This window comes from Pseudomonas sp. LY-1, from assembly GCF_053502595.1.
In genome coordinates this window covers 4,339,242-4,352,230 of record NZ_CP094353.1, presented here as the reverse complement: position 1 = coordinate 4,352,230, position 12,989 = coordinate 4,339,242, and the positions used below count along the sequence as shown (strand labels likewise).

At 59.3% G+C, this 12,989-nt stretch carries 10 protein-coding genes; 5 read left to right on the top strand and 5 right to left on the bottom strand.

Translation table 11 applies throughout. The annotated features are described in order from the left end of the window. Positions 1-195: 195 nt before the first annotated feature. Positions 196-2,421, bottom strand: a complete 2,226-nt coding sequence (locus tag MOQ67_RS19805; RefSeq protein WP_017848049.1) for an NADP-dependent isocitrate dehydrogenase — start codon at positions 2,419-2,421, stop codon at positions 196-198. Between the two features lie 505 nt (positions 2,422-2,926). Here MOQ67_RS19805 and icd point away from each other — a divergent pair. Further along, complete coding sequence (gene icd / locus MOQ67_RS19800) at positions 2,927-4,183, top strand: NADP-dependent isocitrate dehydrogenase (RefSeq protein WP_198717575.1); 1,257 nt, start codon at positions 2,927-2,929, stop codon at positions 4,181-4,183. A gap of 79 nt (positions 4,184-4,262) precedes the next feature. On the opposite strand, the gene cspD is transcribed toward icd, so the two are convergent. Continuing rightward, a complete protein-coding gene (cspD, locus tag MOQ67_RS19795) occupies positions 4,263-4,541 on the bottom strand; it encodes a cold shock domain-containing protein CspD (protein WP_032804724.1) in 279 nt (92 codons plus the stop codon). Positions 4,542-4,765: 224 nt separating this feature from the next. On the opposite strand from cspD, the gene clpS reads away from it, so the two are divergent. Next, the gene (clpS, locus tag MOQ67_RS19790; protein WP_010567912.1) at positions 4,766-5,134 is read left to right on the top strand and encodes an ATP-dependent Clp protease adapter ClpS; all 369 of its coding nucleotides are present in this window, start codon (positions 4,766-4,768) and stop codon (positions 5,132-5,134) included. A gap of 29 nt (positions 5,135-5,163) precedes the next feature. Then, positions 5,164-7,434, top strand: coding sequence for an ATP-dependent Clp protease ATP-binding subunit ClpA (gene clpA / locus MOQ67_RS19785; protein WP_198717576.1), 2,271 nt, complete (start codon positions 5,164-5,166; stop codon positions 7,432-7,434). A gap of 185 nt (positions 7,435-7,619) precedes the next feature. Here the strand turns inward: clpA and infA are convergent, their stop codons facing one another. The 3 genes from infA to aat all read right to left on the bottom strand — a co-directional run bounded on the left by infA (position 7,620) and on the right by aat (position 9,382). Then, entirely contained in the window at positions 7,620-7,838 is a 219-nt protein-coding gene (gene infA, locus MOQ67_RS19780) for a translation initiation factor IF-1 (protein WP_002553999.1), read from the bottom strand. A gap of 100 nt (positions 7,839-7,938) precedes the next feature. Continuing rightward, complete coding sequence (locus tag MOQ67_RS19775; protein ID WP_017848045.1) at positions 7,939-8,646, bottom strand: arginyltransferase; 708 nt, start codon at positions 8,644-8,646, stop codon at positions 7,939-7,941. Positions 8,647-8,701: 55 nt separating this feature from the next. Continuing rightward, positions 8,702-9,382 (bottom strand): leucyl/phenylalanyl-tRNA--protein transferase, encoded by a 681-nt coding sequence (gene aat / locus MOQ67_RS19770; protein ID WP_017848044.1) that lies wholly within the window; start codon positions 9,380-9,382, stop codon positions 8,702-8,704. A gap of 496 nt (positions 9,383-9,878) precedes the next feature. Between aat and ftsK the strand changes: the two genes are divergently transcribed. Both ftsK and lolA read left to right on the top strand, forming a co-directional pair. Then, the gene (gene ftsK / locus MOQ67_RS19765; protein WP_017848043.1) at positions 9,879-12,284 is read left to right on the top strand and encodes a DNA translocase FtsK; all 2,406 of its coding nucleotides are present in this window, start codon (positions 9,879-9,881) and stop codon (positions 12,282-12,284) included. A 54-nt stretch (positions 12,285-12,338) separates the two neighbouring features. Further along, entirely contained in the window at positions 12,339-12,962 is a 624-nt protein-coding gene (gene lolA / locus MOQ67_RS19760) for an outer membrane lipoprotein chaperone LolA (protein ID WP_017848042.1), read from the top strand. The last annotated feature ends 27 nt before the right edge of the window (positions 12,963-12,989 follow it).

The following is a 12,989-nucleotide window of genomic DNA, read 5'->3' as shown; positions in this document are numbered from 1 at the left end:
GTGCGGTGCGGTCTTCAGGCAGGATTGCAGTCGGTGTGGGAGGGGGCTTGCTCCCGATGGCGGTGGGGCAGTCGACTTGTTGGTAGCTGACTCACTGTCATCGGGGGCAAGCTCCCTCCCACATTTGAATCCGGTTTATTCGCTGGAAACACAAACCCCGGCACTGGGCCGGGGTTTGTTTGCATCCTTACAACCTTACTTCAGCTTGGCAATTGCCGCGTTGAGGGTGTTGCTCGGGCGCATGACTTTGCTGGTCAGCTCCGGGTTCGGCGCGTAGTAGCCGCCGATGTCCACTGGCTTGCCCTGTACGGCGTTGAGCTCGGCAACGATGGTTGCCTCGTTCGCGGCGAGGGTCTTGGCCAGTTCGCCGAATTGCGCTTGCAGCGCGGTGTCTTCGGTCTGTGCGGCCAGGGCTTGGGCCCAGTACAGCGCCAGGTAGAAGTGGCTGCCGCGGTTGTCGATGTTGCCGACTTTGCGCGATGGTGACTTGTTGTTGTCGAGGAACTGGCCGGTGGCCTGGTCCAGGGTCTTGGACAGCACCAGGGCTTTCGGATTGTTGTAAGTCACGCCCAAATGCTCAAGCGATGCGGCCAGGGCCAGGAACTCGCCCAGGGAATCCCAACGCAGGAAGTTTTCTTCCAGCAGTTGCTGCACGTGCTTGGGTGCCGAACCGCCAGCGCCGGTTTCGAACAGACCGCCACCGTTCATCAGCGGCACGATCGACAGCATCTTGGCGCTGGTGCCCAGTTCCATGATCGGGAACAGGTCGGTCAGGTAGTCGCGCAGTACGTTACCGGTCACCGAGATGGTGTCCAGGCCCTTGCGGGTGCGCTCCAGGGTGAATTTCATCGCGTCGACCGGCGACATGATGCGGATGTCCAGGCCGTCGGTGTTGTGGTCTTTCAGGTAGGTCTGGACTTTCTCGATCACCGCACCGTCGTGGGCGCGCTGTGGGTCCAGCCAGAAGATGGCCGGGGTGTTGCTGGCGCGGGCGCGGTTGACGGCGAGTTTGACCCAGTCCTGGATCGGCGCGTCTTTGGCCTGGCACATACGGAAGATGTCGCCGGCTTCGACGGCCTGTTCCATCAGCAGGTTGCCCTTGCTGTCGGTAACGCGGACGACGCCGTCAGCCTTGACCTGGAAGGTCTTGTCGTGAGAGCCGTACTCTTCGGCTTTCTGTGCCATCAGACCAACGTTCGGCACGCTGCCCATGGTGGTCGGATCGAACGCGCCATTGGCCTTGCAGTCTTCGATGACAGCTTGGTAGATAGTGGCGTAGCAGCGATCCGGGATCACGGCCTTGGTGTCGTGCAGCTGGCCGTCGGTGCCCCACATTTTGCCGGAGTCACGGATCATGGCCGGCATCGAGGCGTCGACGATCACGTCGCTCGGCACGTGCAGGTTGGTGATGCCTTTGTCGGAGTTGACCATCGCCAGGGAAGGGCGAGCGGCGTAGACCGCCTGGATATCGGCTTCGATCTGCGCTTGCTGCTCGGCCGGCAGGGCCTTGATGCGAGCGTACAGGTCGCCGATGCCGTTGTTCAGGTTGAAGCCGATCTGCTCCAGCACGGCGGCGTGCTTAGTCAGGGCGTCTTTATAGAACTCGGCAACGATCTGGCCGAACATGATCGGGTCGGAGACCTTCATCATGGTGGCTTTCAGGTGAACCGACAGCAGTACGCCTTGTTTCTTGGCGTCTTCGATTTCAGCGGCGATGAAGCTGCGCAGGGCGTTCTTGCTCAGCACGGAGCTGTCGATGATTTCGCCAGCTTGTACGGAAGTCTTTTCCTTCAGTACGGTCGCGGTGCCGTCTTTAGCGATCAGTTCGATTTTGACCGCGTCGGCTGCCTCGATCTGTACGGCTTTTTCGCTGCCGTAGAAGTCGCCGTGGCTCATGTAAGCGACGTGGGACTTGGAGTCGGCAGCCCAGGCGCCCATCTTGTGCGGGTGCTTGCGTGCGTAGTTCTTGACCGACAGCGGTGCGCGGCGGTCGGAGTTGCCTTCGCGCAGTACCGGGTTCACGGCGCTGCCCTTGATCTTGTCGTAACGTGCACGGGTTTCTTTTTCCGCGTCGGTGGTTACGGTTTCCGGGTAGTCCGGCAGGGCGTAGCCCTTGGCTTGCAGTTCTTTGATCGCCGCCTGCAGTTGAGGCGTCGAGGCGCTGATGTTAGGCAGCTTGATGATGTTGGCTTCAGGCGTAACGGCCAGGGCGCCCAGTTCGGCGAGGTGGTCCGGGACGGCTTTGGTGCCCAGTTGCTCGGGGAAGCTTGCGAGGATGCGCCCGGCGAGGGAGATGTCGCGGGTTTCCACGGCAATATCAGCGGAAGCGGTGAAGGCCTCTACGATAGGCAGCAGTGAATAGGTGGCGAGGGCTGGTGCTTCGTCGGTGAAGGTGTAGATGATCTTCGAGCGGGTGGGCATATTCGGATTAACTCTCTTCTTTGCTGAAAGCGTGCGCAGAAACTCGAGATGCGCCGGGTAGAGCGCGTTCGTTCAAAGTCATCCATGAGCGAAAGGTCGAGGTTTCTTCGCGGTGATGTTGGGTTGCATCAGTCGAGCGTCAAGCGGGTGGACTATTGTTTAGTCCGGCTTTTCTGGCGCTGGGCGCTGCTTTCTATTGAAGAAGCAGGCAGTCGGCCGTCGTGACTCTTTGGTCAGCGGCGGCATTATACATAGGTCGCTATGCTTACGCCGAGCCTTCATACAAAAGGTGGGTCGTCCATTGGTCTAAAGGTCGCAGGGACCAAGTTGCGCCTAAAGTCGCATGATGTGCTCAAGATTGGCGCTTTTCCCTTTGCTTTCAAGCTTATAGGCGACTAAATATGCTGTTTTCGATGCAAATGAGCGTGGCGTGAGGTTTAAGTCGTCATTTATCTGGAGTAGGCTCGAACGCAGCCAGATGTTCAATCCATAGATGGAGTTCAGCATGGGATACAAGAAGATTCAGGTTCCGGCAGTCGGCGACAAAATCACCGTCAATGCAGACCATTCTCTCAATGTTCCTGACCAACCGATCATCCCTTATATCGAAGGTGACGGTATCGGTGTCGACATCAGCCCAGTGATGATCAAGGTGGTCGACGCCGCTGTTGAAAAAGCTTACGGCGGCAAGCGCAAGATTTCGTGGATGGAAGTTTACGCCGGTGAGAAGGCGACCCAAGTCTATGACCAGGACACCTGGCTGCCCCAGGAAACCCTGGACGCGGTGCGCGATTACGTAGTCTCCATCAAAGGCCCGCTGACCACGCCGGTCGGTGGTGGCATCCGTTCGTTGAACGTGGCCCTGCGCCAACAACTCGACCTGTATGTGTGCCTGCGCCCGGTGCGCTGGTTCGAAGGCGTGCCGAGCCCGGTCAAAAAGCCTGGCGACGTGGACATGACCATCTTCCGCGAAAACTCCGAAGATATTTACGCCGGGATCGAGTGGAAAGCCGGTTCGCCGGAAGCGATCAAAGTGATCAAGTTCCTCAAGGAGGAAATGGGCGTCACCAAGATCCGCTTCGACCAGGATTGCGGTATCGGCATCAAGCCGGTGTCCAAAGAGGGCACCAAGCGCCTGGCGCGCAAGGCCCTGCAATATGTCGTGGATAACGACCGCGAGTCGCTGACCATCGTACACAAAGGCAACATCATGAAGTTCACCGAAGGTGCCTTCAAGGAATGGGCCTACGAAGTGGCGGCTGAAGAATTCGGCGCAACCCTGCTCGATGGCGGGCCGTGGATGCAGTTCAAGAACCCGAAGACCGGCAAGAATGTCGTGGTCAAGGATGCGATTGCCGATGCCATGCTGCAGCAGATCCTGCTGCGTCCGGCTGAATACGACGTGATCGCGACCCTCAACCTCAACGGTGACTACCTGTCTGACGCCCTGGCGGCGGAAGTCGGTGGTATCGGTATTGCGCCGGGCGCCAACTTGTCCGACACCGTGGCAATGTTTGAAGCCACCCACGGTACTGCGCCGAAATATGCCGGTAAGGACCAGGTCAACCCGGGTTCGCTGATCCTGTCGGCGGAAATGATGCTGCGCCACATGGGCTGGACCGAAGCGGCCGATCTGATCATCAAGGGCACCAATGGCGCTATCTCGGCCAAGACCGTGACCTATGACTTCGAGCGCCTGATGGATGGCGCGAAGCTGGTGTCGTCGTCGGGCTTTGGCGATGCGCTGATCTCGCACATGTAAGCACGCAGGCATAAAAAACGGCTACTCCAATGGGTTGGGTGGCCGTTTTTTATTTGCATGCTTCTCGCTTGGCAGTGAATCAGGCCGTTAGCTTCTTTTCTTTTTGAGCGGCGGATACAACGGGTTTTGCAGGTGTAGTGATCGCGATTGCACAGATATTCACAGCGTGCAGCCCTTTCGGTCCCTGAATGATCTCAAAACTCACAGTTTGGCCCGCTTTCAGCGTTTTGTAGCCATCCATTTTGATCTCGGAATAATGCGCAAAAAGGTCCTCGGTCTTACCTTCTTCATTAATGAAGCCGTAACCCTTGGCATTGTTGAACCATTTGACCTTGCCACTGATCTTGACGCCAGACATACCCATATCCCTCTGCACCAGACTCCATCACTGGAGTATCATCCAGTTCATCCGTCCTAACCCGAATAAATAAGGTTGACTGCGCGGACCTTTTTTACCCACTGTGGGTTCTATTGGTTGTAACACCGATTTGCCGATAGTCAAGGTGACCGAACGGTCAGAGTTGAAATTCTGACAGGTCGCCCCCACCACTGTATTTGAACCACTGACGAACCTTTCTTTCCATGCATGCAATCAGCCAGATTCGACTAACATTCAATCAGGATCGACCGGATCACGAGCACGATGACGACGGTTCTGCAGGCATTGCTGTTCAGGAGGCCAAGCCTGCTCTACAGGCGCCGCCGATGTACAAGGTGGTTTTGTTCAACGATGACTACACACCGATGGATTTCGTGGTCGAAGTACTCGAGGTGTTTTTTAACCTGAACCGCGAGTTGGCGACCAAGGTAATGCTGGCCGTTCACACAGAAGGACGGGCAGTATGTGGAGTGTTTACCCGCGACATCGCCGAGACAAAGGCCATGCAGGTCAACCAGTACGCCAGGGAAAGCCAGCATCCGCTACTCTGTGAAATCGAGAAGGACGGTTAACGCCGACCACTTGGGTATGAGGTGAAGCTATGTTAAACCGCGAGCTCGAAGTCACCCTCAATCTTGCCTTCAAAGAGGCCCGTTCGAAGCGTCATGAATTCATGACCGTCGAGCACCTGCTGCTGGCACTTTTGGATAACGAAGCTGCCGCCACCGTTTTGCGTGCGTGCGGCGCCAACCTCGACAAACTCAAGCATGACCTGCAGGAGTTCATCGACTCCACGACGCCACTGATCCCCGTGCATGACGAGGACCGTGAAACCCAGCCGACCCTGGGCTTTCAGCGGGTATTGCAGCGTGCTGTTTTCCACGTACAGAGCTCCGGTAAGCGTGAAGTCACGGGCGCCAATGTGCTTGTCGCCATCTTCAGCGAACAGGAAAGCCAGGCAGTGTTCCTGCTCAAGCAGCAGAGCGTTGCCCGTATCGATGTCGTCAACTACATCGCCCACGGTATCTCCAAAGTGCCTGGGCACGGCGATCATTCCGAGGGTGAGCAGGAAATGCAGGACGACGAGGGCGGTGAGTCTTCTTTTTCGGGCAACCCATTGGATGCCTATGCCAGCAATCTCAATGAGCTGGCGCGCCAGGGGCGGATCGATCCGCTGGTGGGGCGCGAGGCTGAAGTTGAGCGCGTGGCACAGATCCTCGCGCGTCGTCGCAAGAACAACCCGTTGCTGGTGGGTGAGGCGGGCGTGGGTAAAACCGCGATTGCCGAAGGCCTGGCCAAGCGTATCGTCGACAACCAGGTGCCGGACTTGCTGGCCAGCAGCGTCGTCTACTCCCTTGACCTCGGCGCGTTGCTCGCCGGGACCAAGTACCGCGGCGATTTCGAGAAGCGCTTCAAGGCGCTGCTCGGCGAGCTGAAAAAACGCCCGCAGGCGATCCTGTTCATCGATGAAATCCACACGATCATTGGGGCCGGTGCGGCCTCCGGTGGTGTGATGGATGCTTCCAACCTGCTCAAGCCGTTGTTGTCGTCGGGTGATATCCGCTGCATCGGCTCGACCACGTTCCAGGAATTCCGCGGGATCTTCGAGAAAGACCGTGCCCTGGCGCGTCGCTTCCAGAAAGTCGACGTGTCCGAGCCTTCGGTTGAAGACACCATCGGCATCCTGCGTGGGCTCAAGGGGCGTTTCGAAGCGCACCATGGCATCGAGTACACCGATGAGGCGTTGCGGGCCGCTGCCGAGCTGGCGTCGCGCTACATCAACGATCGGCACATGCCGGACAAGGCCATCGACGTGATCGACGAGGCCGGTGCCTATCAGCGTCTGCAGCCGGTCGAGAAGCGTGTGAAGCGCATCGACGTGGCTCAGGTCGAGGATATCGTGGCCAAGATCGCGCGGATTCCGCCAAAACACGTCACCACCTCCGACAAAGAGCTGCTGCGTAACCTGGAGCGCGACCTCAAGCTCACCGTGTTTGGCCAGGATGCGGCCATCGACTCGCTGTCCACTGCGATCAAGTTGTCGCGGGCGGGCCTCAAGTCGCCGGACAAGCCCGTCGGTTCGTTCCTGTTCGCCGGCCCGACCGGCGTCGGCAAGACCGAAGCGGCTCGGCAGTTGGCCAAGGCCATGGGCATTGAGTTGGTGCGGTTCGACATGTCCGAATACATGGAGCGTCACACCGTGTCGCGCCTGATCGGTGCGCCTCCGGGCTATGTCGGTTTTGATCAGGGTGGCCTGTTGACCGAGGCGATCACCAAGCAACCGCATTGCGTATTGCTGCTCGATGAAATCGAGAAGGCTCACCCGGAAGTCTTCAACCTGCTGCTGCAGGTCATGGACCACGGCACCCTGACCGACAACAACGGGCGCAAGGCGGACTTCCGCAACGTGATCGTGATCATGACCACCAACGCCGGTGCTGAAACCGCGGCGCGGGCGTCGATCGGCTTTACGCATCAGGATCACTCTTCCGATGCGATGGAAGTGATCAAGAAGAGCTTCACGCCGGAGTTCCGCAACCGTCTGGACACCATTATCCAGTTTGGTCGCCTCAGCCATGAGGTCATCAAAAACGTGGTGGACAAGTTCCTCACCGAGCTTCAAGCGCAGTTGGAAGACAAGCGCGTGCAGCTGGAAGTGACGGACGCGGCGCGCAATTGGCTGGCCGAAGGTGGTTATGACGCGGCAATGGGCGCTCGCCCGATGGCGCGTCTGATCCAGGACAAGATCAAGCGGCCATTGGCCGAAGAGATCCTGTTCGGCGAGCTCTCCGACCATGGTGGCGTGGTGCATATCGACCTGAAGGACGGCGAGCTGACCTTCGAGTTCGAAACCACGGCCGAAATGGCCTGATCGTTCTGCAGCTACGCAAAAGGCGCCGAAAGGCGCCTTTTTGCTGTCTTGAAATGTAATTGCCAGAACAATGGCGATCCAATGCGGGAGGGAACAAGCCCCCTCCCGCATTGGGTTTCGGGTGTCAGGTAAATGCTATACACACAAAAACGCCCGGCATAACCGGGCGTCTTGTATTGACTTGATTAGCGGGCGCGGTAAGTGATGCGCCCTTTGCTCAAGTCATAGGGCGTCAGCTCGACGCGCACTTTGTCACCGGTAAGAATACGAATGTAGTTCTTGCGCATCTTGCCGGAGATATGCGCGGTTACGACGTGCCCATTTTCCAACTCCACACGAAACATGGTGTTGGGCAGGGTGTCGACGACAGTGCCTTCCATTTCGAAGCTGTCTTCTTTCGACATGCAGTAAAGCCCTCGGTATCCAGTGAATGGCCCGGTGCAACTGCGCCAGGCAAAAGCGGCGTGCATTGTGCCCGAAAAAGGGTGTTTAAGCCAAGAGGTTCTAGTTAAGCGTGACCCATCTTTGATTAATCAGCAGTTCAATCGGCCGATATTGGGTCTTGTAGTTCATCTTTTTGCAGTTTTTGATCCAGTATCCAAGGTACACCGCCTCCAGTTCCAGGCGCCGGGCTTCGCTGATTTGCCAGAGGATCGCGAAGCGTCCCAGGCTGCGCCGCTCTTCGTCGGGTTCATAGAAGGTGTACACCGCCGATAGGCCGTTGGGCAGCAAATCGGTCACGGCGACGGCCAGCAGGCGCCCGTCGAGTCGGAATTCATAGAAGCGTGAGAAAGGCAGTTCACGCACCAGGAAGGTGGAAAACTGGTCGCGACTGGGTGGGAACATGTCACCGTCGGCGTGGCGTTGTTCGATGTAGCGCTGGTAAAGATCGAAGTATTCTTCGCTGAACCTGGGGTTGGCCGCCGTGACCGTGAGGTCGGCGTTGCGCTTGAGGATGCGCTTCTGATTGCGGTCCGGCACAAACTGCGCCACGGGAATGCGTGCCGGCACGCAGGCGTTGCAGTTTTGGCAGTGCGGTCGGTACAGGTGGTCGCCGCTGCGCCGAAAGCCCATTTCCGAAAGGTCGGCATACACATGCACGTCCATCGGCTGGCTGGGGTCGAGGAACAGCGTGGTGGCCTGTTCGTCGGGCAGATAGCTGCAAGAGTGGGCTTGAGTGGCATAAAACTTCAAGCGCGCCAGCTCGGTCATGATCAACCCTCGGATAAGCTTTGAAATAAGTGTAAGCCAGGTGCGAGGAAGTCGCCTAGGAAACCCACGGTCCAGCGTTGGGTTGGTCCAGATAGTCGCGCAGGAAGCCGGCGAACTCGCTGCGCGGTATGGCGCGGGCGCCCAGGCTGTGCAAGTGATCGTTGGGCATCTGGCAGTCGATCAGCACAAAACCCCATGCCTGCAGCTGCCGGGTCAGCGTGGCAAAACCGAACTTTGAGGCGTTATCGGCGCGGCTGAACATGGATTCGCCAAAAAACAGCCGGCCCATCGCCAGCCCATACAGGCCGCCCACCAGTTCGCCGTTGTCCCAGACCTCGACCGAGTGCGCGTAACCCCGCGCGTGCAGCTCCTGGTAGGCGCTCTGGATGCCTTCGGTGATCCAGGTGCCATCTGCATAGGCGCGAGGCGCGGCGCAGGCCTGGATGACCGCAGCGAAGTCCTGGTCGAAGGTCACGCGATAGCGCTGCTGGCGCAATAATTTGCCCAGGCTGCGGGATACGTGCAGTTCGTCGGGGAAAATCACCGTGCGTGGGTCCGGTGACCACCAGAGAATCGGCTGGCCTTGCGAGAACCACGGAAAGCAGCCGTGGCGATAGGCCTGGATCAGTCGCTCGGCTGACAGGTCGCCACCGGCGGCGAGCAGGCCATTGGGTTCGCGCATGGCTTTGGCCAGCGGCGGGAAGGTCAGGGTGTCGCGTTGTAACCAGGTCAGCATGGCATCCAGGCTTACGGAAGGGGAGGGGAGTGGCAGGCGTCGGGCCTGCCCAGGGGGTTGATTATTGTCGACCCGGCGTCAGGGGGCCAGCCCGAATCGGGCATTGCTGTGGATTAGCGTGAGCGGGTGTTTCTGCAACTCTCTCTCTGAGACGTGGTCGTATTCGGGGCTGCCCCATGCAGGCCAATTGCCAAGCTTGCCTGGATTGCTAAAAACAGCGCATAAGCCTTTGTCAGCAAAGACAATGCATGCTCAAATTGAACAGTGTGTGACACGTGAATTGTCCAGGCTGCCGCGCAAGGGGCAAGGGCGTGGCATCGCGGACACAAACCCGTACAATGCGGGCATTCTGGCGTTATCGCCGTTTCACTCGTCAATCGCTCGGTGTTAAAGGTAGATTTAACGGCGTTCGTTTATTTTTCGGCTGCTCGGATTGGGCGGCAGTGTGCAGTCATTCAACAGATGGACGCGCTAAAGGCGCAGGAAAAGACCCGTTTTGAAGAAATCCACCGCGACACAAAAAACAGTCGTGCCGGCCTGGCGTCAGCACCTGCATTATCGGCTCAAGGAAGGTGCGCTGATCGCCATCGGCGCGCTGTGCCTGTTCCTGATGATGGCCTTGCTCACCTATGGCAAGGACGATCCGGGCTGGAGCCACAACAGCAAGATCGATGACGTGCAGAACTTCGGTGGCCCCGCCGGTTCCTACAGCGCCGATATCTTGTTCATGGTGCTGGGTTATTTCGCGTACATCTTCCCGTTGCTGCTGGCGATCAAGACCTGGCAGATCTTCCGCCAGCGTCATGAGCCGTGGCAGTGGAGCGGCTGGCTGTTTTCCTGGCGCCTGATCGGCCTGGTGTTCCTGGTGCTGTCCGGCGCGGCGCTGGCGCATATCCATTTCCATGCGCCGACCGGCCTGCCGGCGGGCGCTGGCGGCGCGCTGGGTGAGAGCCTCGGCGACCTGGCCCGCAAGACCCTGAATATCCAGGGCAGCACCCTGATGTTTATCGCGCTGTTCCTGTTCGGCCTCACCGTGTTCACCGACCTGTCGTGGTTCAAAGTGATGGACGTGACCGGCAAAATCACCCTCGACCTGCTGGAGCTGTTCCAGGGCGCCGCCAACCGCTGGTGGGCGGCCCGGGTGGAGCGCAAGCGCATGGTGGCCCAATTGCGCGAGGTGGACACCCGCGTCAACGAGGTCGTGGCCCCGAGCACGCCGGACCGGCGTGAACAGGCCAAGGTCAAGGAACGCCTGATCGAACGCGAACAAGCCCTGAGCAAGCACATGTCGGAGCGCGAGAAACAGGTGCCGCCGGTGATTGCCCCGGCGCCGCCCAAGGCTCCCGAACCGAGCCATCGCGTGCAGAAAGAAAAACAGGCGCCGTTGTTTGTCGACAGCGCGGTCGAAGGCACGCTGCCGCCGATCTCGATTCTCGACCCGGCCGAGAAGAAACAGCTCAACTATTCCCCGGAGTCCCTGGCGGCCGTCGGCCATCTGCTGGAAATCAAACTCAAGGAATTCGGCGTCGAAGTCTCGGTGGACTCGATCCACCCCGGCCCGGTGATTACCCGTTACGAAATCCAGCCAGCGGCCGGGGTCAAGGTCAGCCGAATCTCCAACCTGGCCAAAGACCTCGCCCGCTCCCTGGCCGTGACCAGCGTGCGCGTGGTGGAAGTGATCCCCGGCAAAACCACCGTGGGCATCGAGATTCCCAACGAAGACCGCCAGATCGTGCGCTTCTCCGAGGTGCTGTCGACCCCGGAATACGACAACTTCAAATCGCCGGTTACCCTGGCCCTGGGCCATGACATCGGCGGCAAGCCGGTAATCACCGACCTGGCGAAAATGCCTCACCTGCTCGTGGCCGGTACCACCGGTTCGGGTAAGTCGGTGGGGGTCAACGCGATGATCCTGTCGATCCTGTTCAAGTCCGGCCCGGAAGACGCCAAGCTGATCATGATCGACCCGAAGATGCTCGAATTGTCGATCTACGAAGGCATTCCGCACTTGCTCTGCCCGGTGGTCACCGACATGAAGGACGCCGCCAACGCCCTGCGCTGGAGCGTTGCCGAGATGGAGCGGCGCTACAAGCTGATGGCGAAGATGGGCGTGCGCAACCTGTCGGGCTTCAATGCCAAGGTCAAGGAAGCCCAGGACGCCGGCACGCCGCTGACCGACCCGCTGTACAAGCGCGAAAGCATCCACGACGAAGCGCCATTGCTGACCAAGTTGCCGACCATCGTCGTGGTGGTCGACGAATTTGCCGACATGATGATGATCGTCGGCAAGAAGGTTGAAGAGTTGATCGCACGTATCGCACAGAAGGCGCGTGCTGCCGGTATCCACTTGATCCTCGCGACCCAGCGGCCGTCGGTGGATGTGATCACCGGTCTGATCAAGGCCAACATCCCGACGCGCATGGCGTTCCAGGTGTCGAGCAAGATCGACTCGCGCACCATCATCGACCAGGGCGGCGCCGAACAATTGCTGGGCCACGGTGACATGCTCTACATGCCGCCGGGCACCAGCCTGCCGATTCGCGTGCATGGTGCGTTCGTTTCCGACGATGAAGTGCATCGCGTGGTGGAAGCCTGGAAACTGCGCGGTGCGCCGGAATACAACGACGACATCCTCGCCGGTGTTGAAGAAGCCGGCAGCGGCTTCGACGGCGGCAGCAGTGGTGGCGACGATGATGCCGAAACCGACGCGCTGTACGACGAAGCGGTGGCCTTCGTGTTGGAAAGCCGTCGCGCCTCGATCTCCGCCGTGCAGCGCAAGCTGAAAATCGGCTACAACCGCGCCGCCCGCATGATCGAAGCCATGGAAAATGCCGGCGTCGTCACCGCAATGAACACCAACGGCTCGCGCGAAGTCATCGCCCCCGGGCAGATGCGCGACTGATCACGCGCCGCGTGGCAGCACGCGGCGCGCCCTAACGACTCAATGAGGACTCCCATGCGTCTTATCCGCATGCTGTTGTTGCCGGCACTGGCCCTGACTGCTGTTTCGGCTCACGCTGATCCGGCCTCCGTCGCCAGCCTGACCAACCTGCTGGACAAATCCAAGACCCTGACCGCGCGCTTCTCCCAGCTGACCCTGGATGCCGGCGGCACCCAGTTGCAGGAAACCGCCGGTGAAATGGCCGTGCAGCGCCCTGGGCTGTTCTACTGGCACACGGAAGGGAAGGCCGAGCAGACCATCGTTTCCGATGGCCAGAAAGTCACGCTGTGGGACCCGGACCTGGAACAGGCGACCATCAAAAAGCTCGATCCGCGCTTGAACCAGACCCCGGCGCTGTTGCTGTCGGGCGATGTGTCGAAGATCAACGACAGCTTCGAGATCACCTCCAAGCAAACCAGTAACGTGATCGAATTCACCCTCAAGCCGAAATCCAAGGACACGCTGTTCGACAGCCTGCACCTTTCGTTCGGTAACGGCGTGATCAATAACATGCGCCTGATCGACAGCGTCGGCCAGCGCACCGATATCCTGTTCACCGGGGTCAAGGCCAACGTGCCGGTGCCCGCGTCCACGTTCAAGTTCGACATCCCCAAGGGTGCCGACGTGATCCAGGAATAACCTGCCTAGAGGTTTCAAACGCTGCCC

What these genes read in the sequence shown, in the direction of transcription:
- MOQ67_RS19805 (WP_017848049.1), bottom strand. Translation starts at nt 2,421, where the DNA reads ATGCCCACCCGCTCGAAGATCATCTACACCTTCACCGACGAAGCACCA.
- icd (WP_198717575.1), top strand. Translation starts at nt 2,927, where the DNA reads ATGGGATACAAGAAGATTCAGGTTCCGGCAGTCGGCGACAAAATCACC.
- cspD (WP_032804724.1), bottom strand. Translation starts at nt 4,541, where the DNA reads ATGTCTGGCGTCAAGATCAGTGGCAAGGTCAAATGGTTCAACAATGCC.
- clpS (WP_010567912.1), top strand. Translation starts at nt 4,766, where the DNA reads ATGCATGCAATCAGCCAGATTCGACTAACATTCAATCAGGATCGACCG.
- clpA (WP_198717576.1), top strand. Translation starts at nt 5,164, where the DNA reads ATGTTAAACCGCGAGCTCGAAGTCACCCTCAATCTTGCCTTCAAAGAG.
- infA (WP_002553999.1), bottom strand. Translation starts at nt 7,838, where the DNA reads ATGTCGAAAGAAGACAGCTTCGAAATGGAAGGCACTGTCGTCGACACC.
- MOQ67_RS19775 (WP_017848045.1), bottom strand. Translation starts at nt 8,646, where the DNA reads ATGACCGAGCTGGCGCGCTTGAAGTTTTATGCCACTCAAGCCCACTCT.
- aat (WP_017848044.1), bottom strand. Translation starts at nt 9,382, where the DNA reads ATGCTGACCTGGTTACAACGCGACACCCTGACCTTCCCGCCGCTGGCC.
- lolA (WP_017848042.1), top strand. Translation starts at nt 12,339, where the DNA reads ATGCGTCTTATCCGCATGCTGTTGTTGCCGGCACTGGCCCTGACTGCT.